We start from the raw sequence: 24,361 nt of genomic DNA, 5'->3' as shown, positions 1-24,361 counted from the left end.
AAATTACTATAGAAAAATTTAACTTTTTTTTGTCTTTTAAACTTTACTAGAGTTTTCTGAATATAAAAGCACGCCACCTAGAACTAAATTGATGACTTCTTGAGTTTGTTTTTCAATCATTTCCTGACTCAAAAGTTGTCGATCAGGTTTGAGATAACTGAGATTTTCTTGAGCATCAAAATAAAAAACACAAATCCCCAGAATATTAATAGTTGTCAAAAATGGGTCAACTTGCCGGAAACTTCCTTCTGCTATTCCCCGCTCCAAAATACCCATTAAAAATACAAAGCTATCTTGCCAACCAGTTAATTTTCCGTATTTACCCTGATTTTGAATTGCTTCATGGAACCATAGTCTCCCTCTATACGGATGAGATGCTTCGTAGGCGATCGCTGAACGTATTACCATTTTCAAAGCTACTTCTGCTGGCAACTGGTCCAGGTGCGACTGCTGAATCATTTGATTAAGTTCTCTGACCAAGCGTTGAAAAACTTCCTGATACAAAGCATCCTTACTTTTGAAGTAATAGTAAATCATGGCTTTTGTTACTCCTGTACGAGCGGCGATCGCATCTATCTTTGCCCCTGCTAAACCATATTTCGCAAATTCCTCTTCTGCTGCATCTAAAATTTCTGCTTTTGTTGCTTCTCGATCACGCAACCTTTCTTTCTTGTTAGGCGATGGTTTTTTTTTGCCTTGATGGTTCACAACTTTTATAAATAGACTCCCAAAAAGTTTATCAAAATAATTGGGTCGCGCAACCCCGTCTTTTAAGGCAAAATGTTTTTGGAGGGTTGCTTTAATCCCCTACTTCCCCTCCCCTCCTGGGAGGGCCCCGCGGGTGGGTTAACTTCTGACTGAAATGAAGTGTGTCTTACATTCTGGAGGGGTTGTGTGCGGAATTACTTCCGCACAGTAGGCGCCCCGTAGGAGACCTCAGAATTACACACTCGCTTGTGACTTTTGACTTCGTTAATGCCTTGCTCTGAAAAGGCCAAGCTTTACACTAATTTATATGGCCATATTTTGGCCTTAATCCTTAGCGAATTAGGGCTTGCTGATTAAATATCAAAGTATTTACAGATAAAGGTAAGTGCCTTTTTAGGGTCGAATTGCAGTGCGCCTGTTTCAGTCTAAAACACTCAAAAATTTAGTATTTTGGCAAGATTTGGGCAGAAAAATCATTCTTACAAAACGCCCGCTCCTACCTCATCGCTCCCGAGCCATTTCTCCCCTCCCCTCCTGGGAGGGGTTAGGGGTGGGTTGGGAGGGGGAGGGGCGAGGGGTGGGTTGTCTCCTGTCTCCTACCCTCACCCATAAGACTTTTTCAGCAAACCCTAATTAATATTAGCATTTGCTTCGTTAACTCTTGACAAGCAACATTTAAAAGCTTTATCTTAGTTACTAACTAAACATTTAGTTAACAAAAACAGAAGAGGAGCGACAGATGGCACATATAGATATACCATCAGGATTTCCAGGCATTGCAGGTTTAATGAAATATCGACCAGATACAGGCAAACTACTGTTGGAATTGAGCGAAACCTTATTGAGAGGAAACTCACCCCTATCAGTTGAGGAGCGGGAGTTAATAGGTGCTTATGTATCCCACTTGAACGAATGTAACTTTTGTACAGGTGTTCATGGTACGGTTGCAAAACAACTTCTCAAACGCAATAGTAATTTAGTTGATGCAGTTTACGACAACGTTGAGAATGCAGATATTACCGACAAACTTAAAGCTCTATTGAAAATAGCAGCAAAAGTACAGCTTGGTGGCAAACAAGTTTCTGAGGATGATATTCAAAAGGCAAAAAGTATAGGTGCAACAGATAGAGAAATTCACGACACAGTATTAATTGCAGCAGCTTTTTGTATGTTTAATCGCTATGTAGATGGTTTGGCAACTACTACACCAAATGAGTCCGGAGTTTATGAACAAATGGCTTGTCAAATAGTAGAATCTGGTTATGCTGGAGCCAGAGAATTATTATTTGAATAATATTCAAGTTCAGAATTAAAAAATAATACCAATACGATATTATACCATTTCTCAAAAAAATTTAGAAAAGTTTTTGAGTGGGGGAGCAGGGTAGTGGCCGAGAAGTAAAAACATGAATAATTCACACTAAATGGCTAATAGGGTAAAATTATTCTGCCTGTGTTTGGAAATTTCTATAATTTATCCTCCATATTAGCTTCCTCCTACAGATATTTTCTCATCGTAAAATTTCGGTAAGTGGGAAACCAGCGTCAATGGTGCTGCAAATATTGGAATAAAAAGCAACCTTATGGGGGTTTACCCCGGACAGATTAGAGACATCTTTGGCCATGCCATTAAGGGTAAAATTTGACGTGACGAAAGTCCGTCAAATTTATGACCCTTAATAATCCACACGACTTTAGTCCGTGGAGTGTCAATGTCAATTAATACATAATTCCTCTTCCTTTTTCATTAAATTCTTTAAAAGTTTGCTCTGATAATTCCTGGGTCGTCATTGCTTGTAACACAGAAAATGGTAATGTCAGATGATTAGCACCTGCCAGTAAGGTGGCCACAGCCTCATCAGGAGATTTCACACTTGCTGCTAAAATTTCTGTACCGCTACCCTGAACTACCTCAGCCATCTCTCGCACCAACTTTAAACCATCTCCCAATAATCTTGTTGCCCGGTTGACGTAGGCGATCGCATATTTAGCACCTGCTTCTGCAGCTACTACTGCTTGAGCGGGATGATATATTCCGGTTACCGAACAGTCAATATCTTCAGACAAATGGGATACCAATTGAAAACCAGTGGCAGTTGCCGGAATTTTCAGAACTATTTTATGACCAATTAATTTTGATGCAGCTTTCGCTTCCGCCATCATGTCATCAAAGTTAGTAGCAGTAAGTTGATAATATAATTCTCCTGAAACAATTTCTGAAAGTTCCTTTAATGTTGCTTCTGGAGACAAATCACTTTTTGCCAGCAAAGTTGGGTTAGTTGTCACCCCAGATATCCAACCAAATTTACTGGCAACTCTTGCTTCTGTTACTATTGCTGAGTCAAGATAAAGAACCATTTTTCCTCCTATTAAAAATCATCAAAAAATCAATACAGAAGAGGTAATTGTTAATTATTAATTATTAATTATTAATTGTTTATTTCTGCCTTTCCCATTAATTAACTAATTCCCTCAAAAGGTCCTAAAAAAGTTGGTTTAGGACGAGTAATATGAACTTCCAACAATGCTTTTAAGACTGCCAAAAATTCACGGATAGAATAACGTCTCATAGAATCATTTCTAAATTTTCCCCAATCTGGTGTACCTAAACCTAGAGCATCTACTCCTAGTTGACGACAGGTATAAACTGCACGAGGTAAATGATAGTTTTGAGTTACTAAAACTGCTTGGGTAATACCAAATATTTCTTTTGCCCGATAACAACTTTCATAAGTGCTAAAACCAGCATAATCTAGAGTAATATCTTCAACAGATACACCATGATTAATAGCATATTCTTCCATAGCTTTTACCTCATTATAATCAGGGGTGCTATTGTCACCAGTCATCAAAATTTTTTTAATACTACCAATGTTGTATAAATTAACCGCTCCTTGTACTCGGTCAGCTAACATTGGTGTGGGGGTACCATCTTCCCAAACTCCTGCCCCAAAAACTATGGCAATAGGTTTAGCTGGCACTTCTTCTGGATTTTTGTAGCGATATTTGCTTGTAGCTACTTTGATGTAAAAGTTTAAAGCCAGAGGAATTAATAGTATTGTTAATACTAATAACCACATAACTAAGCGTTGATTGAGTAACAATAATTTAGGTAACATAGGCAATAATTAATTAGGGTTTGCGTATGGAAAGTATGAGTCAACCCATCCCTAACCCCTCCCCTCCTGGGAGGGGAAGGACCGAGTCAGGAGAAATAGGGAATTTATAGGAGGTAGGAGCGGGCGTTTTGTACCTCAATTTTTCTGTCCGAAGGTTTGCCTTTTATGCTAACTTTTTGAGGGTTTTAGACTAAAACAAGCACACTTTTTGGGAAGACAAGAAGGATCAAAGCTTTACCTGTAAATGGTTTGATAATTAATCAGCAAGCCATAATTAAAAAAGAAATACTTTCGTAAGCACTTAGCCGTTAGCTAGTCTCCTGCAGAGGAACTGCGGACTTCAGCGATGGCTTTTGGTATTAGATAAAAGCTTTATTGAGCCAGAGTTAAATCTTACTACAAAAGTGAGGTCTTATTGTGCTTGAGCTGACAGCTAATAGCTGTTTGCGCAGCATTCCGGAACGAAAATGCTTAGAACCTATTTATTTGCTAAACCAACAGCTTCAGAAATAGAATTTAATCCCTCTTCATCTAACTTTTGTAGTAGTCCCTGAAGAATTTGTTTGACCATTCCCGGTCCTTGATATACCCATCCTGTATAAACTTGAATTAGACTTGCCCCCGCGGTAATTTTATTCCACGCATCTTCCGCAGTAAATATACCACCTACACCAATTATTGGTAATTTTCCCTCTGTTTCTTGCCAGATGAATTTAATTATTTCTGTCGATCTTTGGGTTAATGGTGCGCCACTAATTCCACCTGCTTCTTCAGTTACAGCTTTACCTGTTGCTGCAAGAATTTTAGTTTTTAATCCCTCACGACTAATAGTTGTATTAGTGGCAATTATACCAGATATTTGATATGCTTTAATTAGGTCTAGTATTGAGGCGATCGCTTCCTTTTCTAAATCTGGTGCAATCTTAATTAAAATTGGCTTGATTCCTTGATTTTCGGCTTGTAAATCTGCTAAGATTTTACTTAAATTATCGGCATTTTGCAGGGAACGTAACCCTGGAGTATTAGGAGAAGAAACATTAACTACAAAATAATCACCCCAATCTTTTAACAATCTAAAACTACCTAAATAATCTGTTGCTGCTGCCTCTAAAGATGTTATCTTGGATTTACCAATATTTATACCATAAGGAAAAAAATTCGGATAAAAAGAATAATTATTCTCCTGTAATCTGAGAGCCTCTGGAATATTTTTTCCTTGAGATTGTAATCTCATAGCTAAAGCAGCAGCACCTTGATTATTAAATCCCATTCTATTCAAAGCAGCTCGATCCATTGGCAAACGAAACAATCTTGGTTGAGGATTTCCCGGTTGTTGATGAAGAGTAACTGTACCAAGTTCAGCAAACCCAAAACCTAATTGAGGCCAGGCATTAATGGCCACACCATCTTTATCAAATCCTGCAGCTAAACCCACGGGATTTTTAAAGTTTAATCCCCATAAAGTTTGTTCTAGGCGAATATCCTCAAAACATAAAGATTTTTGCATCATTGTCTGCAACCCACTTATTAGTTTACTGGAGGAGTTAGTATCCATAAAACTGAGAATATTTAGGGCTTGATGATGTACCCATTCTGGATCGGATTTTAATACAGAAAATAGAGTCGGAAGTATGACAGAAGGATAAATATTTAACACTTGATTGTAAATAGTAGTTGACAATTAAAAACTAAAAATGAAAACTCAAATTTTTATAAAGTATAATCTTGAGATGACAAGACTCTTTTTAATCAAAGCACACTAATTAATTATTGATCGTTAATATATCATTTAGATCGAGTGAAGTTGAATATTATTGATCAATAAGACGTAGAGATATGCACTCGTCTCAACAGGAAAATTTTAGACAATTTTTGTTTCTCACCACCAAAAGCAAGATATTTTATTGATCACGGCTTATCTAAAGTTGATATTAAGCCATATTTACTAGATTTAGCGGATAAAAATTAATACCTATGAGTAAAAAATATTGATAATATTATGTCTAGTTGAATACTTATAAATGAACAGTAATAGGGAATGCCGAATATGGGTTATGAGAGCATAAATCAGACAATAGACCATAGGAAGAGAAAGTTTTTGACCTCTAACTAATTAAGCTGACATACTATAATCTATTTCTTCTCTTCTCAAAATAACTATTAAATAATGAGGATAATTTATCGATGTTCAAAAAAAATAAATCAAAAAAAAATCATAATAATTTGATTGCTTTAGAAAGCATAATTAGAGCAATTAGAGAAGAAGAAGATTTAGATTTCCTCATCAAAAAAGTCATAAATTATCTTCAGTCAGAATTTGATTGTTGTTTGATTTGGGTATGCCTGTACGATCGATTAGCAAATAAAATAGTAGGCAAAGGTGGAATTACTCCCAATGGTGAAATTTCTGCTCTCAAACAAAAATTTACAATAAGTCATGGCGATATATTAGAACAAGTATTAATGGAAATAAAAGCAATTAAAGTTGCTGACTTAAGGGCGGAAAAGCAAGTTGGGGAATGGGTAAAAATAGCACAAACATATCAGATTAAAGGTACCATTTTTTTTCCTATACATTACAAAGAAAAATGTTTTGGTATTGCCTTAATAGGTTCACAAGAGTGGGGAACCTCTTTAGAGTCCGAAGAAAAAGCACTACTATCTTTAATTTGGGGTGAACTAGGGCAAACATTACAAAAAATAGAAAAAGAATGGCAACAGCAACAAGCAAAACGACCTGATGAACCAATACTCTCATTACTATCTCAATTAGGAAAATTAACAACCCTAGATCAACGCCTCGAAACAGTTGCAGAAATAACTCATCAATTTTTACAACCATCTCGCACAAATATTTACTGGTATTATCCCAATGGACGCTATTTTTGGCGTCGTGCTAGTAATCATCAAGTAATAGTAGAATGGAGTGACTTTAAACGTCCTGTTTCTGGTATTACACTGCAAGATTTAGGTGAATTCTATCATGTACTATTAACTGGACAAATTATCTGTATCGGAGAATATTACACTTCTGTAGACAATGATATTACTCGCAGACTGACCCGACAAATCAGAGCTTCTTCTGTATTAGCAGCACCAATTATCTTAGAAGACGAATTATTAGGATTTATTGCCGTAGAAGAACAACACAACCGTCCATGGCAAGATGATGAAAAAAACTATTTGCAAGGAGTAGGTCAACTGCTAGCTTTAACTTCTCCCCTCTCAGAAATGCAGGACAAAATTCGTCAAGCTAAACTAGACCAAACCTTAACTGCAGGCATAACTCGCGCTATTTACGGTGATGATGATTGGCAGAAAACCCTAAAAACAACAGCGGAAAAAATATCTCAGCGCTTAGGTGCTAAATATTTTATGTTGACTATCCGCAACGGAGGGCAGTTTGAAGTTGTTTATCAAAATCATTCTACCCAAAGTCGAACAGTCAAAACTGCTCTCCCCCCCCTCAGTAAAGAAGATATGACCTTGCTAGAGCGAAATGCTGAAGTAGTAGGAATTGAAAATTGGTCAGAAAGTCATATATTGGGTGCTTGGCAGGAAGATTTTGAAAAACTTGGAGTACGTTCTCTTCTCTTGTGTAGCACAATAGGAGCGGGGAAAAAGGAGCAAGAAGAATTTATTACAAAAAATCAAGGCGATCGATACAACCAACCCGAAGGACTCGTAATTATTGGTTATGAAACTCCTCGCACCTGGAGTCGCAATGAACGAGAATTAGTGCAAATTGCCAGTCAACAGTTAGGTTTTCTCCTGCATCAAAGACATATTAATCAGATCATAAACAAGCAGCAGCAATATATGCAATATCTTCAGTCTGGTTTAACTACTTTACAACCAACTACAATACAGGCAAATTCAACAAAAATATCGATCGACCCTTCCAACTCCTTATTATTGCAAGAAGTGAAAAATTTGGAACCAGTTGGAGAACAGAGTGTATTAGGAAATTTATCCCTAGACCATCTCGAACGAAACTTTCTCGAATTTATTGCTCAAGCAATTGTGGAAATAGCAGAGATAAACCTGCAAACTATTCCCCTAGTTGGTTTAATTACCTGGTATCCAGTATCACAAACAGGTAGAGTTATGAGCTATAGTTATCCTGAGTCTCATATTACTAGCACTGAGAAAATTTCGATTCCAGTTCGCACTGATTCTTGGATTCAACAAATAATTTCTACAAATGGTTGGTTGCATCTGAGTGTGAGTGATGTACCAGCAAAAACTCTAAGGTGGCTCAATATTCTTGATAGCGGTCAGGTCATAGCAACTGCTTTGCGTACTGCTGTTGAACATCAACCAACGGGTATATTGTTACTTGCAGACCCTCACAAAATTTTATGGCAAAAAACACAAGTGCCACAACCACAAAATTCTCCTACTGAAACTCTGAAAAATTTATTGACTAATTTGGTTTCTCAGTTTGCATGGTCTCGTCGCTATTTGATAGTCAAGACTACTTTGGAATCTCAACGAGAGGAATTAGAGTGGTTAAATTGGTATAAACAAAGGCGTTTAGAAGAACTTTACCGTACTGTTGGTTCTGGTTTTAAACAGTTAAGTGAATTGCATTATACTCCATCAGAAAATCCGGCCCAACAAAAAAATGTGTTGACAAATCTACGTTATCAGCAATTATTACGACAAATTGGGAATGTTTTATCATCTACTACTTCATTATTGAAACAAGAAAAATGGCGTTTACAAGCAAATTTTGATGTTGTATCTGTAGCTAATTTGTTGAGGCGATCGCTAATTCGGATTGATTCCCTAGTTAAGAAAAGACAACTGCAATTAGAAGTTCATCGGGAAGGAAATTTGAATATTTATGGAGATAGTATTAAGTTAGAATTAGTTGTTTACGAGCTTTTGATTAGTGCCTGTCGTCGTTCTCAAACAGGAGGAAAAATTGATATAAAATGCCAAATTTTAGATGAAGAATGGCTAGAAATTTCTATTCTTGATGCAGGTAAGATTAGCTCAAAATTAATTGCAGAATTTAACTCTGCTTCTATCCCAGATGTATTAGAACCTTCTCCCTTGGTTTCACCTCCAGGCAAACATTTAATTATCTGTAGGCGAGTAATTCAACAAATGGGAGGAGAACTGGAGTTAAATTTACAAGAAAGTGGTTTAGTAGAAAGTAAGTTACTTTTACCCTTAGCTCACCTTTGATTTCTACAAAATTTCATAAGTACCTGTGCAAAATTAATTTAAGATTTGTCATTAGGGAGTAGGGCATAAAAAATATACTTTTGTGCACAATAAATCAATCTAAAAATATTTTTTCCTACCTACTTAAGCTAACCGTCAAATATACAATTAATTTTGCTTGACTACCTATTTATATAATGTTCGGATAATCAGCAAACAAAAAACTTTCTACCCTTGAGCCAATATTCCCTTCTGCCTTTCGGTGCGGAATGCTGCGCAAACAGCATAGCTGCCCTCTGCCTTCCTTTCTCCAAAGTGTAACTATTCCAACGGACATGATATTACTTATAATTCTGAAAAGTGTTAGAATGAATTAAATTTAAAACTAATTCCCATAATTGAAAAATATAAATTTAAACTCCCTGGCCTATTAGTAAAAATTAAAAAATATTAGCTATGACTGACAAATACAAAAAAAATAATATAGCTCAACTTATTTATGATACAGCTATTAGTGTAATTGAAGACTGTACCAGTAAAATTTTTTCTAATATTTTAGATTCTCATATTATTCAGTTTCAAAGCTATTCAAATATCCTGAATGAAACAGATACTCAACAACTAAAAGCAGCAATTGAACATTTATCTAGTAATTATAAAAGACAGCAAATATCACAATTACAAATTGCCAATATAGATTTTATTCTTGGTCGAGAGGATTATGCTAAAAATCAAATAGAGCAAGCATTAAATAAATTTAAAAATAGCCTATTAATCTGGGAAAAAAGTACAAAACTTTTACCCGGGGAAGTGGTCACTCCACAAATCAATGAAAGATTAGAAAAAATAGGAGCTGTCCTTTTTCATATCGGATTATGTTATGAGCATCAAGGTAATTTAAACATTTCAGTAGAACAAAAAAATAATTATTGGCAACAAGCACAAAAGAATTTTAAGCAAAGCTTAGATTTATTTGCTCAAATAGACCGACAAGAATTAGTAGCTAAATTCATCATTCAGCAAGGTGAAGTTCTGAAAAAATTAGAAGCATGGAGCCATCTATACAAGCTTGCTCAACGCGCTTTAGAACTACATTTAACTTACGGAACAGAAGAGCAAATTGCTCAAGATTACGGATTTTTGGCCGAGGCAGCAATGCACGAGTCAAAATGGGACCATGCTAGTCAATTAGCAGAATTAGCAGTTGCCATTCAAAATCAATCTATGGCAAATCCTCTAGAAATTGCACAAGATCAGAATTCTTATTTCTCAATTTTAAGTGAATCTCAAAGTAATTTAGAAGAGTGGCAAGCTACTGTTAATCAACTAGAAAAAGCGCGACGAAAAACAAGCCCCCATCATGATTTACACTCTTATATTTCTATATTAAAAGCATTAAAAAAGCTTTATTTTGACCAAGACCAATATGGAAAATCTGCCATAATCAAAGAAGAACAATTACGAGTTGAGCATCAATATGGATTAAAAGCTTTTATCGGAATAAATCCATTACAACCACAACAAAAATCTGATAGTAGTCCGATAATTCCTAGAGAAATTAAAGTTTCTGGTCGTCTAGAAGACGTGAATAATTTAGTGGCAAGAATCAAAAGCCAGGATCATAAACTAATAGTTATACATGGTGTCTCTGGTGTGGGTAAAAGTTCTTTAATTAATTCTGGGTTAATACCTACTCTACTCGCAGAAAATTCAGAAGATAATCAAGCAATTTCACCCATACTACTGCGAGTTTATACAGATTGGATGAGAAATTCTGACTCTGCAACTTGGAATCTAGAATATGTACTAGAAACATTGCGTAAAAACCATCAAAAAAATAATTTAAAAGTATTAATTTTAGACCAGTTTGAAGAGTTATTTACTGTCTGTCCTAAACCAGCTCAAAGACTACCACTTTATCAATTTTTATATGAATGTTTAAACTTAAATTTTGTTAAAGTAGTTTTATCTATCCAAACAAATTACTTACATTACTTATTAGAATGCGACCGCCTGACAAACTTAGAAACAGTAATTAACTATGAAATTTTATCTAAGGAAATTCTTTACTACATAAGTAATTTTGAGCCAAATCATAGTCAAGAAATTATCAAAAACTTAATTGAACCTGCTCAATTAAATTGGGAGCCAGATTTAATTTATCAAGTAGTAAAAGATTTAAGTTCAGCAGATAATACAGTAAGTCCGATGGAATTACAAGTAGTAGGTACTGAACTTCAAGAAGAAGCAATTACAACTTTTGAAGCATATCATAAACTAGGAGATAATCCTATCAAAAAACTCACAATAAATTTTGTAGATGGAGCAATAAAAGATTGTGGTTTTCTGAACGGACGAACAGCAATATCTGTTTTATACTTATTAACAAATGAACATGGTACTCGCCCTCTAAAAACTCGTGCTGAATTAGCATCAGAATTATTAATGGAAGCCAATAAACTAGATTTAGTTTTAGATGTATTAGTTGCTCGAGGATTAGTTTTATTGCTGCCAGAGTTACCAGAAGATAGCTATCAATTAGCTCATAATTATTTAATTCCTTTAGTTCGAGAACAGAAACAGGAAGGAGAAAAATCAATTTCTGAATTTGAATTTGAGAGAGATATTATGTAATATCAAGTCCGGTAATATCGGTATAAAATATTTTGAAGGTAGGAGTCAGGAGTCAACCCACCCCTAACCCTCCCAGGAGGGGAAGGGAAGGACCGAGTCAGGAGGGAAGAAAGAGGAAGAGAAGGAGAAAGTTTTCTATCACTAATTATCTGGACATAATCTCAGGATAGAAAACAGTTATAAAGATTAGGTAATGGTGAAGAAGGAGAATGTTTGTATAGCTAATTAAATGGATTTGATATTATTTGACAACAGACAAAAATAACAAATAAATTTTTAGATAAAGCTATTACTTTCATATCTAGATAGATGCGATTTGATTAGATAAACGACTTTCAAAAAGTGTAATACCAATTGAAAAAAAGAATATTTCTAAGTAATTAAGGTTTAAAGCCTCTTCTTTGAAGAAGAAATAAAGATAAAAAATACTTTTCGCGAATCCTATCCATTTTCAGGAGAGGTAATTGTCAATTATTAATTGTTGAACATTTATTTATAAGTATTCAAATGGACACAATCTAATTATTTATCTTAACTTCATTTTTAACTCAGTTTAATTTAAGGTATATACACCATTCTTAAAATTGAAAATATTGTAATTTTATAGCAGAAGGAAGAAGGAAGAAAGAAGAAGGAAGAAGGAAAATTTTTTCCTGATTATATCATGTCCAGTAGCATCGTTTGTGTATAGAATCAAGTCACAATTGAAAGAAACCTCTCTGTCTTCCTTCCACCAAAGTATAAGTATTCAAGCGGACGATATTACTTCTTATACCAAGCGTGAAAAAAGAATGTTACAAATAATAAGCAGTATTAAAATAATTTGTAGGAAATATCTATTGGACGAAAAAGATAAATTACTAGATAAGAAATGGAATCAAATCCATTCATTCTGACTCCTGACTCCTGTCTTCCCCTCCCCTCCTGGGAGGGGTTAGGGGAGGGGGAGGGGCGAGGGGTGGGTTGACTCCTAAGCAGTAACCTAAATATTTGTAGCAAAGATTTATCAAACTGGTATTACTTCTTCCTTCTTCCTTCTTCCTTCTTATTTCCTTATTGAATTATGAAAAAACTAGCTAAAATCATTCTCAATACTGCTTTATTTGCTAGCTTTGGTTTAAGTTCTATAGTCATACAAGCAGGTAGCTGGGATAACTTTAAACTACGCTATTCTCATCTCACACAATATCTAAATAATCAAGATAGAGAACTCCAAGATATTCAAGCACAAAATCTCGACCCTCAAAAATATAGTCGAATTAATTTAGCTGAACTTTTGAACGGCGGACCGCCAAAAGATGGTATTCCCTCTATTGATAATCCCAAATTTGATACTGCTACAACAACACCTTTTTCTACTAACGAAACAGTAATTGGTATAGAAATAAACGGTGAAGCTGTTGCTTATCCTTTTGGCATTATGAATTGGCATGAAATTGTTAATGATACAGTAGGAGGAATGAATATTACTGTCTCTTATTGCCCTCTTTGTGACACAATAATCGGATTTGAACGAGGCAATACAACTTATGGAGTTTCTGGAAAACTTTATCAAAGTTGTTTAGTTATGTACAACCGCTCCAATGATACTCTTTATTCTCAACCTTGGGCTATTGGTATTCTTGGTCGGAATGTTAACAGTAACTTAAATAGAATTTCTGCCATTAAAACCACCCTGGAAAATTGGTTAGCAGCCCATCCTAATAGTAAAATTTTATCTACAAAAACAGGTTATAAACGTGACTATTTTAACTATCCTTATGGCAGCTACTATACTGATAAAATGTTGATTTTTCCAGTCAGAAATCAAGACCAAATTAACCAACATCCCAAGGCTATTATTAGTTATGTATGGGAAGCAGACCGAGAAACACCTCAAAATTATTTCTCAGGTAGTAGCGCTCAGTTTCTACACTCAGAAATTAAGCAACTAAAAGAAAAAATTGTAGAATTTAATGGGCGAAAAATTCGTGCAAAATGGGACAGTCAAATGCAAACTGTGATTGTTGAAGAATTCGATGGTACAACTATTCCTAGTTCCACCGCTTTTGCTTTTGTTTATCCAGCATTTTTTGCACAGGAATAGTCATCCATCAATGATAGATTTTAATGTTGATTTTAGCTAAGACTTAATACCATGTCCCGATAATTAGGGTTTACGTATGGAAAGTCTTTTTGCTTTTTGTAGGAGACAGCTATACTGGAGACAACCCACCCGCGGGCCCCTCCCAACCCACCCCTAACCCCTCCCAGGAGGGGAGGGGAAGACAGGAGAAATGGGAATGTAGAGGAGGTAGGAGCGGGCGTTTTGTCTCTCAATTTTTCTACCATAATCGTCCCAAAATACTAGCATGCATGAGCTTTTTCCACCACAAAGCTGGTACTTTTTTCAACTCTAAAACGCTAAAACCAATATCAGTCAATACTTTTAGAATTAATCAGCAAGCCCTAGTTATCATACAGGGTAGACCACAGTAGGGACGTTCCATGGAACATCCCTACTGGCCGCGTGATTGTGACGATGTGGTTGATCAATATGAAAAGCGCTGTCAACTCAAGTCTGGATAATCACCTTTAGCAACGTTGGTGAAACAAGCGATCGCTTGACCGTAATTTGATCACTACATCTAATGGAAATGACTCCAACTGAATCAAAGCAGAAGGAAAAATCTAAGTTATTGTACCACAACGATCGCCAACCTCCAAATATTGCAATTGACTGACGGGAAACTCTGTTATTTTGGCAGTAAAATAACTGGTTATATCATGTCCGGTAGCATCGGTCTTGTATAGAGAAGGTAAGCAAGAAGCAAGAAGCAAGAAGCAAGAAGCAAGAAGCAAGAAGCAAGAAGCTTTAAGAAAAGGAAAAATTTTACTTATATGGCGGTAGATATTTCCCCAACTTTTACACAGGACTATACCAACGGACATGATATTAACTGTTGTCAACTCTGAACATCCCAAAGCAATCGTTATATTTTAGGCTTATATCATGTCCGGATAATTAGGGTTTGCTGAAAAAGTCTTATGGGTGAGGGTAGGAGACAACCCACCCGCGGGCCCCTCCTGGGAGGGGAGGGGAAGACAGGAGACAGGAGAAATGGGAATTACAGAGGATGTAGTTGGAAGAATTGTCCCTTAATTTTTCTGCCCAACTCTTGCACAAAATGCTAGTTTTTTGAGCAATCTTTACCAAAAACAGGCGCACTTTTTTCAGCCTTATTAGGTTGAAACCTTTATATGTCAATACTTTTATAGTTAATCAGCAAACCCTAATTAGTGATCAAAAAACTTTCTCCTTCAACTCCAGTTATTCTGGGTTTTGGTGAGAAAATTTAGGGGGATCGCATTAAAATTAATATAGCGTTAGCAGAGATTTGTCTCAGCGATCGCTCTATTTACCATGCACTATATATATTGTATTTGCGTAAGTCCCGATCAAAAAAAACTTGGATTTTCAACACCCATATTATAGTCTTAACTCTTATTTAACAATGGTTTTGAGGGGCTTGTCACCCTATGAGTTAATTTAATTTAAATGCATAATAACTTAACTGCCCTGGCAGTTGCTATACTGAGGGCTATCATTTTATTATTATTTACCAATTTTAAGCTGGCCTATTATGAATAATTTAGTAGAGTTTTTACAAGAGATTTATAAGCAAGGTTGGGAACTGTGGAGTGAAAAAGGACAATTATGCTACGATGCTCCCAATAACGATTCAATGGACTCAATATTGGCGATACTCAAGGAATACAAAACGGAAATTTTAGAACTACTTCGTGATGGTCAAAATCAAAACTCCCAAAGTGAGATTCAGGACACCGAACGGTGGCCATCAGTAGTCTTTCCTCTGAGTGCAGCCCAAAAACAATTTTGTTTTTTAGACCAACTTGATGAAAACAGCAGACAAGCTTATGTTGACCAAGTGTGTCTTGAGCTAGAGGGAGTATTTGATTTTCAGGCAATGGAACAAGCAATCCCAAAGATTTTAGAACGCCATGAAGCTCTACGGACAAGAATATGTTCTGAGGGAGATTTTCAGGAGGTATTGCCAGAGAGCACAATCAAGATTCCCTTGATTGACTTCTCTAATGTTTCGCCTAAGGATCGCGAGGCGAAAGTTACTGAATGGATGGAGGGAAAAATTAAAAAACCCTTTAATCTTGAGCAAGCCCCTCTCTGGCGAGTTTATATTCTTAAATTGGAAGAGAAACTGCATTGGCTAGTGTTAAGAATTCATCATATTATTAATGATGGTTTGTCCATAGAAATAATTTTGCAGGAGATAGCAGCTTTTTACTCAGCCCAATGTGAACGGAAAGTCTGCCAATTAGAAAAACCAATGCAATTTAGAGAATATATAGAGTGGCAAAACCAAATTAGCCAGACAGAGAAAATGGCAGCTAGTGAACTACACTGGTTAAGTAAGTTTTCTGGTTCAATTCCAGTTCTGGATTTGCCTAGCGATCGCCTACGTCCACCAGTAATGACTTATAGGGGTAGTAGACAAACTCTTAAGTTAGATGGTGAGTTGCTTGAACAAATAAAAAAAGTTAGTAGGCAGAAAGGCTGTACACTATTTATGTCACTTTTGGCAATCTATAATATTTTCTTAAGTAAACTTACAGGTGATACAGATATAGTAGTAGGTACTCCAGCAAGAGGGCGCAGTTTTGAAGGTAGTGAAAATATGATAGGTTACTGTAATAATGTGTTGCCTATTAGGAGTAATATTGAAGAGTCTCTGACTTTTTCAGAATTTTTAATCAAAACCAGGGACATTTTACTAGGTGATTATCAAAATCAAGATTATCCATTTCCTACATTGATGACTAAACTCTCTCTTGAAAGAGACCCAAGTAGACCTATTTTAGTATCAACATTATTTAACCTAGACCGCATCAGAAATAGGCCAAATATGTATGGATTGAAAACTAGGTTGATATCGGTTCCGAAACGGTTTGTTCCCTACGATATAGTTTTGGATATTACGGAAACAGAAAATGAGTTGTTGTTCAATTTAGATTACAATGTAGATTTATTTGATGATACTACAATTAAGCGTTGGTTAGACCATATTAAAACACTGTTAGAAGCGATTGTTAGTAATCCAGAACAAAAAGTAGCTCAATTATCATTGTTAACGGTAGCAGAACAACAAAAGCTATTAGAAATAAGTCAGAATTCAGATAACAACAACTGTATCTCTCCACTATCGCTAGATAATTTACCTATTTATGTCCTAGATAGTAACAAACAATTGGCTCCTGTTGGTGTAGACGGAGAAATATATGTCGCTGCATCGGGACTACCTTTAAATTCAAGTGGACTCTACGAACATTTTCAACTAGGTCTAATTAGAACAACTCAACAGTGGGGTAGGAGATTACCAAATGGTTTCCTGGAATGGAGGGGTGATATCCATAAGTTAGTAAGAGTAAAAGGGAAGCAAATTAATCTTGAAGAAATTGAAGTTGCTTTGCGATCGCATCCAGAAGTAAAAGACTGCTATGTCTTAGTAAGAGAGGAACAATTAGTAGCTTATTTGGAAGTATCAAATGCCTTATCTACAGAATTAATTCTGGAGCAACTAAAATTACAGTTCCCAAGGAATATGCAGCCAGATGCTTATGTACAGGTATCAGCATTACCCCTAACAGCATCAGGACAAATAGACGAAAAAAGTTTAGCAAGTATAGAAGTAATAGATTCCCAGTTAAGAGAAAAATGGGAGGAAAAACTACGCTCTCATCCAGAAGTAGAACAAGCAGCAGTGGTATTATTGCCGAAGACAAGCAAAGTACGACGGCCAGTTCATGTGTTAGATTTAGTTCCTGATGCAATGAAGGCAGGTATATTATCAGCAACAGTAGAGTCTGAGGTTGAAGTTTCATCTCCAACCGAAAATCAAGCAGAATTTATACCAGCTTTGAGTGATGGTGGTAAATTAATCATAGGAGAAAATCAGCCACAAACCCTAGTAGAAGGACTACAAAAAGCAGCACAACAGCATTCCGAACGAGGAATAGTTTATATTAACGGCGATGGGAAAGAATCAATTCAATCTTATGGAGACTTACTCAAAGATGCACAAATAATTTTAGCAGGATTGAGAAAATTAGGTCTTAAACCTCAAGATAAAGTAATTTTTCAACTTCAAGAAATCCCAGATTTTATTAGTGCATTTTGGGGATGTTTGTTAGGAGGATTTATACCAGTACCAGTATCAATTGTCCGTAGTGATGGCCAAGGCAATAACGCTTTGAGTAAACTGGAAAATATCTGGTATATGTTGGAAAAGCCATTGATATTGACAGATAGTCAGTTAGCACCAAAAATTAAGGAATGGTTTCAAAAATCCAATTTAGAAAACTTGGAGCTAGAAACACTGGAAAGGCTACAAGAGTGTGAACCAGATAGGAATATTTACAACAGTAGGCCAGAAGATTTGGCAATATTGTTACTGACTTCTGGTAGCACGGGCAAACCAAAAGCAGTCATGCTCAAGCACTGTAATTTATTGAGTATGTCTGTTGGGACTATTAAAATGAACCAATTTTCTAGTCAGGATGTTACATTGAACTGGATGCCAATGGATCATGTAGGAGCCTTAGTATTTTTGAGTATAATGGCCGTAGATTTAGGATGTCAGCAGATTCATGTCCCCACAGAGTTGATTTTACAAAATCCTTTAAAATGGTTAGATTTAATTGACAATTATCAAGCTACAATTAGTTGGGCTCCTAATTTTGCCTTTACTCTGATTGGCGATCGGATACAAGAAGTCAAAAAACGAAACTGGAATTTGTCTTCAATGAGATTTTTAGTGAATGCAGGAGAAGCAATAGTAACGAAAACTGCGAGAAACTTTCTTAAACTTTTAAGTCCTCATGGTTTATCCTCAAAAGCTATTCATCCAGCTTTTGGAATGTGTGAAACTTGTTCTGGTATTACCTGGTCAAATAGTTTTTCTCTGGAAGCTTCATCTGATGAGGATAAATTTGTGGAGCTTGGGAAACCAATTTCGGGTGCTTGTTTGAGAATTGTTGATGTTAATCAGCAAGTAGTTGCAGAAGGTGTTGTGGGATTTTTACAAGTTAGAGGAGCATCTGTCACATCAGGTTATTATCAAAATGCAGTTGCTACCCAAGAAGCTTTTACAGAAGATGGCTGGTTTAATACGGGAGATTTAGGATTTCTCAAAGCTGGGCATTTAACAATTACTGGACGACAAAAAGATGTTATTATTATTAACGGTCTCAACTATTATAGCCATGAAATAGAAGCAGTTGTCGAAGAATTATCAGGAATAGAAGTTTCTTATACTGCGGCTTGTGCAATTCGAGATGCTGAAACTAATACAGATAAGTTAGCTATATTTTTTAGCACCAAAAAAACAGACGATAATGAATTGAAAGAATTGCTCAAAGAAATGCGTTCTACTGTAGTCAAATCTATCGGTATTAATCCAGATTATTTAATTCCTGTAGACCAAGAAATAATTCCCAAAACAGCAATTGGAAAAATTCAACGTACACAACTCAAACAAAGTTTTGAAGCTGGTGAATTTAGGTCTAGTCAGAAGCAGGTCGATTTATTACTGGAAAATAGTAATACTATTCCTGACTGGTTTTACCAACAAGTTTGGGGTCGAAAAGAAGCTTTAATTAGTCAATATGTAAGTCAGGGTTTAACTTTAGTATTTATTGATGGTTTGGGATTAGGAAATTGGTTATGTAAAAAATCACATAAAACTAATCAACCTTATATTCAAATAGAAACAGGTTCAGAATTTAAACAAATAAATGAAAATAGCTACTCAATTGTGGCTGGAGAACAAGAAAGTTATCAAGAATTATTCAAGTTAATAGCAACAAGAAAAACACCTATTAGCAGAATAATATATCTAGTTCAATACAAAGAATATTCAGCAGAAATAGCCAATATAGAAAGTCTAGAAGATTCTTATAGCCAAGAGATTTATAGTTTGTTATCTTTAGTTCAAGAATTAGAAAAAAATCAAGGTAGCCAACATGAAGTGCAATTATTGTGTGTTAGCAGTTACAGTCAGTCAGTTTTACCAACAGATAAAATTGATTGTGAAAAATCGACAGTTTTAGGGTTACTAAAAACTATTCCCCAGGAAATGCCTTGGTTAAGTTGTCGTCACATTGATTTGCCAATAGAAGAGGTAGAAATAAATGGCAATTATTTATGGCAAGAATTGTTTGATGTTTCTCCAGTAGCAGAAGTAGCATATCGAGAAGGAAAACGCCTTGTATCTGGTATAGAAGCAGTGAACTTTGCATCAGCAGAACAAAAGCAATTGCCTTTTAAGGAGGGTGGTATTTATCTAATTAGTGGAGGTTTAGGAGGAATAGGTAGAGAAATTGCTAAATATCTGTTAGAGCATTACCAAGCAAAACTAATATTAGTGGGTAGAAGTTCCCTCGTGGCTAAAAACGACCTGGTAACATCAGAAAAAAATCAGGCATATCAACAATTGCAGCAACTAGGAACAGTAACATATCAAGCTGTAGATATATGCAATTTGTCTGAGTTGCAGCAGGTAGTAACAGACGCATTATCAAAATGGGGAGGTAAATTAGATGGAGTAATTCATCTAGCTGGAGTTTTAGAGGATAAACTGCTATTAACAGAAACTAAAGAAACTCTAGCAAAAGTGTTACGACCAAAAGTATTAGGAACTTGGGTGTTACATCAATTACTAAAAGAGCATAATAGTGATGGTTTGTTCATCCATTTTGCCTCAGTCAATGGTTTCTTTGGAGGAATAGGTGTGGGTGCTTATGCAGCAGCTAATAGTTTTCAAACAGCTTTCTGCGATCGCCAAAGAATTCATAGTAATATACAAAGCTATTGTTTGGCATGGAGTATGTGGGATGAGACGGGTATGAGTCAAGGTTATCAAATGAAAGAACAAAGTCGTGCCAAGGGTTACTATGAAATTTCACCATTACAAGGGATATATTCTTTGTTAGCAGTTTTAGGTCATGGAAAGAATAATCTAATAGTGGGTTTAGATGATAGTAAACCGCTGATGAAAAAATATTCTGGGAAATGTGAAAGCAGGCAACAGTTTACTGGGTACTTTACAGCTAAAAAGACTGGTGAATTGGCTAAAGTGAAATTACCAGAATGGCAGGTGAGCGATCGCTTTGGTCAACCAACTCATTGTCAGTGGGTGCAACTGGAACAAATGCCACAGACTGAGACTGGAGAAATAGATCGAGAACAGTTAGTAGGTGGTCGTAGTTCTGGCGATCGCCGACAAACTCAGCCCAGAAATGATACTGAAAGCAAGCTTGTAGGTATTTTCCAGGAAGTTTTGGGCTTGTCTAGTGTGGGTATTCACGATAACTTCTTTGAGTTGAGAGGTGATTCTCTGAAGATGATTCAAGTGGTTTCCAGAGTGCAGGAAACTTTGAAGGTAAAGCTACCTGTAGGTAAGTTGTTTGAAAAACCTACTGTAGCTGAGTTAAGCATTGAAATTGAGGCAAATAGCAAGAATCAATTATCTTTGGCCAAACAACTACAAACTGCTTCTAACAATCAAGAAAAATGGGAGGAAATTGAGCTGTGAAAACACTAGAGAACTTTTTATTAGAGCTAGTTAATCAAGATATTAAGCTCTGGGTTGAGGATGGGAAATTACGCTGTAAAGCACCAGAAGGAGTTTTGACCTCAGAACTACGGACTCAACTAACTGAGTATAAGCAAGAAATTATTACTTTTTTACAGCAAGCTAATTTAGAGGATCTAGATAACGAGGAACCTCCACTTATACCTATTGAGCGAAATGACAATTTACTACCATTATCATTTGCTCAACAACGACTGTGGGTTCTAGAGCAATTAGGCATAGTTAGCAACGCTTATAATATACCATTGACGTTGCATCTAAAAGGTGAACTACAGCTAGAAGCTCTACAGCAGAGTCTTAACCAGCTAATAGCTCGTCACGAAACTCTCAGAACTACATTTAAGGAAATTGATGATGCACCCGTACAAGTAATCCAATCTTCTTATGAACTAGAACTGCCAATAGTAGACTTGAGTGGGTTGACATCATCTCCACAGAAAGCAAAACTCCTAGAGTTGCTGCAACAGGAAAATCAGCAACAGTTTAATCTAGAACAAGACCCACCAATACGAGCTAAGTTATTTAAGTTGGGGGAAAAGGAAAATTTCTTGCTAGTGGTGTTACACCATATTGCTGCAGATGGCTGGTCCATGACAGTATTAGCAGAAGAACTTGCAGCTTGTTATGAAACTGGAGTTACCAACCAACCTTTAGCATTGCCAGAATTACCAGTGCAGTATGCTGACTTTGCAGTCTGGCAACGCGATATGTTGCAAGGTTCTGTCCTAGAAACACAACTTAACTACTGGAAGGAAAAACTCAAAGAACTCCCCCAACTGCAACTGCCAACAGACCATCCCCGACCTGCCATCGAAACATTCCGGGGTGAAGAGCAGGTTTACAGTTTCTCTACAGAACTGACAGCCAAATTGAACCAACTTAGCCAGCAGCAAGGTGTAACTCCATTTATCACTCTGTTAGCAGCTTTTAAAGTGTTACTGTATCGTTATAGTGGTCAGGAAAAGATAGTAGTTGGTTCGCCTAGTGCTAACCGCAACCGCCAAGAAATTGAGGGTTTGATTGGTTTTTTTGTTAATTCTCTAGTCATGTATACAAACCTTGAAGGAAAACCTAGTTTCCTGGAGGTATTGAATAGAGTTCGAGAGACAGCAATAGAAGCTTATGCTAACCAAGACTTACCTTTTGAGAAATTGGTAGATGAATTGCAACCAGAGCGTTCTTTGCAGCATAACCCTCTATTTCAAGTAGCATTTGCCGTTCAGCAAGCTGAGGCATTCATGTCAAACTTTAGTCTGCCTAACTTAGAAATGAGTTTATTTTCCATGACTGGAATTGAGATGACAGTGCGGATGGACTTAGAATTTCATCTATGGCAGGAAAAAGAAGAATTAAAGGTATGGTGTGCTTACAACAAAGACTTGTTTGAGGCGGAAACTATTAGCCGAATGTTGTCGCACTATGAAACTTTACTAGAGGCAATAGTTAGGACTCCAGAACAACCTATTAGTCTACTACCTTTGATGAGTGACGGCGAACAGCAACAGTTATTGGTGGAATGGAATAACACGAAAACAGATTATCCCAGAGAAAAGTGTATCCATGAGATATTTGCCGAACAGGTAGAAAAAACACCGGATGCAATAGCAGTAGTATTTGAAGGACAAGAGCTAACTTACTGCCAGTTGAATAGCAAAGCCAACCAACTGGCTCATTATTTACAAAAGTTGGGAGTGGGAGCAGAAGTGCTAGTGGGTGTTTGCTATGAGCGTTCCTTGGAGATGGTAATTGGTTTATTAGCCATACTCAAAGCTGGAGGAGCTTATGTGCCATTAGACCCGAATTATCCTAAGTCGCGGCTGAATTATATGGTGGAAGACACTCAACTATCCATCATATTGACTCAAGAGAAATGGCAACATCACCTACCAGAAACAGTAACTCAATTAATATATCTAGACACAGAGCAACAAACATTAGCTACAGCAAATTCAGAAAACTTAACAGTATCAATAACAGCAAAACATCACGCATATGTAATGTACACCTCCGGCTCGACAGGTGAACCGAAAGGAGTTAACATCAGACATCAAGGGGTAGTACGACTGGTAAAAAATACCAACTATATTAACCTCACAAAAGAAGACGTATTTTTACAACTAGCACCTATATCTTTTGATGCAGCCACCTTAGAAATTTGGGGGAGCCTGCTCAATGGAGGCACATTAGTATTAATGCCACCCCATCAGCCATCCCTAGCAGAAATAGGAGCAGCTATCAGGGAAAACCAAGTGACAACCTTATGGTTAACAGCAGGGTTATTCCAGTTGATGGTAGAAGAGCAACTAGAAAACTTAAAACCATTGAAGCAACTATTGGCAGGAGGAGACGTATTATCCATAACCCATGTGCAGAAAGTAGTAGAACAACTGGAAGGATGTCAACTAATAAATGGTTATGGTCCTACAGAAAATACAACATTCACTTGCTGTTTTCCAGTCAAAGCTAACAGCCAGATAGAAAAATCAGTACCTATTGGTAAGCCAATATCTAATACTCAAGTATACATCCTGGATGCCAATAATCAACCAGTTCCCATAGGAGTGCCAGGAGAACTACACATAGGAGGGGATGGACTAGCAACAGGGTATCACAACCGCCCAGAGTTAACAGCGGCCAAATTCATAGCTAACCCCTTTGATGACTCAAACACTACCAAATTATATAAAACGGGAGACTTAGTACGTTATTTGCCAGATGGGAACATAGAATTTTTGGGTCGCATTGACAACCAAGTAAAAATCAGAGGATATCGAATAGAAACAGCAGAAATAGAAACAATTCTCAATCAAAATTCGTTTGTCAAAGAAACAGCAGTCAAAGCACAGATTGACAATTTAGGGGAAAAACGCTTAGTTGCATATATAGTAACGGAAAGCCAAACCAGTAATAATTATGACCCAGAAATATCAGAAACTCAAGTAGAAAGCTGGCAAGATATATTCAACCAACAAATATACGAACAGCTCAGTGAAGTAATTGACCCCTTATTTAACACTAGGGGATGGATTAGCAACTACGATAACCAGGCTATACCAG

10 protein-coding genes are annotated in these 24,361 nt (G+C 36.4%); 6 read left to right on the top strand and 4 right to left on the bottom strand.

Going from position 1 to position 24,361, the window contains the following annotated elements; translation table 11 throughout:
- Nucleotides 1-36: 36 nt before the first annotated feature.
- On the bottom strand, nt 37-708 hold the full coding sequence (locus F6K15_RS21940) for a TetR/AcrR family transcriptional regulator (RefSeq protein WP_293064286.1): 672 nt from the start codon (nt 706-708) through the stop codon (nt 37-39).
- Nucleotides 709-1,447: 739 nt separating this feature from the next.
- On the opposite strand from F6K15_RS21940, the gene F6K15_RS21935 reads away from it, so the two are divergent.
- A complete protein-coding gene (locus F6K15_RS21935) occupies nt 1,448-2,002 on the top strand; it encodes a carboxymuconolactone decarboxylase family protein (protein WP_293064283.1) in 555 nt (184 codons plus the stop codon).
- Nucleotides 2,003-2,427: 425 nt separating this feature from the next.
- Here F6K15_RS21935 and F6K15_RS21930 read toward each other — a convergent pair whose 3' ends face one another.
- The 3 genes from F6K15_RS21930 to F6K15_RS21920 all read right to left on the bottom strand — a co-directional run bounded on the left by F6K15_RS21930 (nt 2,428) and on the right by F6K15_RS21920 (nt 5,508).
- Entirely contained in the window at nt 2,428-3,066 is a 639-nt protein-coding gene (locus F6K15_RS21930) for a transaldolase family protein (RefSeq protein WP_293064280.1), read from the bottom strand.
- Nucleotides 3,067-3,167: 101 nt separating this feature from the next.
- Complete coding sequence (locus F6K15_RS21925; protein ID WP_293064277.1) at nt 3,168-3,827, bottom strand: vancomycin high temperature exclusion protein; 660 nt, start codon at nt 3,825-3,827, stop codon at nt 3,168-3,170.
- A 478-nt stretch (nt 3,828-4,305) separates the two neighbouring features.
- Nucleotides 4,306-5,508, bottom strand: a complete 1,203-nt coding sequence (locus F6K15_RS21920) for a quinone-dependent dihydroorotate dehydrogenase (RefSeq protein WP_363268461.1) — start codon at nt 5,506-5,508, stop codon at nt 4,306-4,308.
- Between the two features lie 503 nt (nt 5,509-6,011).
- On the opposite strand from F6K15_RS21920, the gene F6K15_RS21915 reads away from it, so the two are divergent.
- From F6K15_RS21915 to F6K15_RS21895, 5 genes are all read left to right on the top strand, one after another.
- Nucleotides 6,012-9,023 (top strand): GAF domain-containing protein, encoded by a 3,012-nt coding sequence (locus F6K15_RS21915; RefSeq protein WP_293064275.1) that lies wholly within the window; start codon nt 6,012-6,014, stop codon nt 9,021-9,023.
- Between the two features lie 435 nt (nt 9,024-9,458).
- Complete coding sequence (locus F6K15_RS21910; protein WP_293064272.1) at nt 9,459-11,636, top strand: hypothetical protein; 2,178 nt, start codon at nt 9,459-9,461, stop codon at nt 11,634-11,636.
- A gap of 1,063 nt (nt 11,637-12,699) precedes the next feature.
- Nucleotides 12,700-13,722, top strand: a complete 1,023-nt coding sequence (locus F6K15_RS21905) for a DUF3179 domain-containing protein (protein WP_293064269.1) — start codon at nt 12,700-12,702, stop codon at nt 13,720-13,722.
- 1,537 nt (nt 13,723-15,259) lie between these two features.
- A complete protein-coding gene (locus F6K15_RS21900; protein ID WP_293064267.1) occupies nt 15,260-21,244 on the top strand; it encodes an SDR family NAD(P)-dependent oxidoreductase in 5,985 nt (1,994 codons plus the stop codon).
- The coding region (locus F6K15_RS21895) for an amino acid adenylation domain-containing protein (protein WP_293064264.1) at nt 21,241-24,361 on the top strand (3,121 nt) is incomplete at its 3' end. The genes F6K15_RS21900 and F6K15_RS21895, both read left to right, overlap by 4 nt.

The organism is Okeania sp. SIO2B3 (genome assembly GCF_010672525.1).
Taxonomy (GTDB): domain Bacteria; phylum Cyanobacteriota; class Cyanobacteriia; order Cyanobacteriales; family Microcoleaceae; genus Okeania.
Note: the sequence above shows the minus strand (reverse complement) of the source record. Positions and strands in the feature narration are given on the sequence as shown.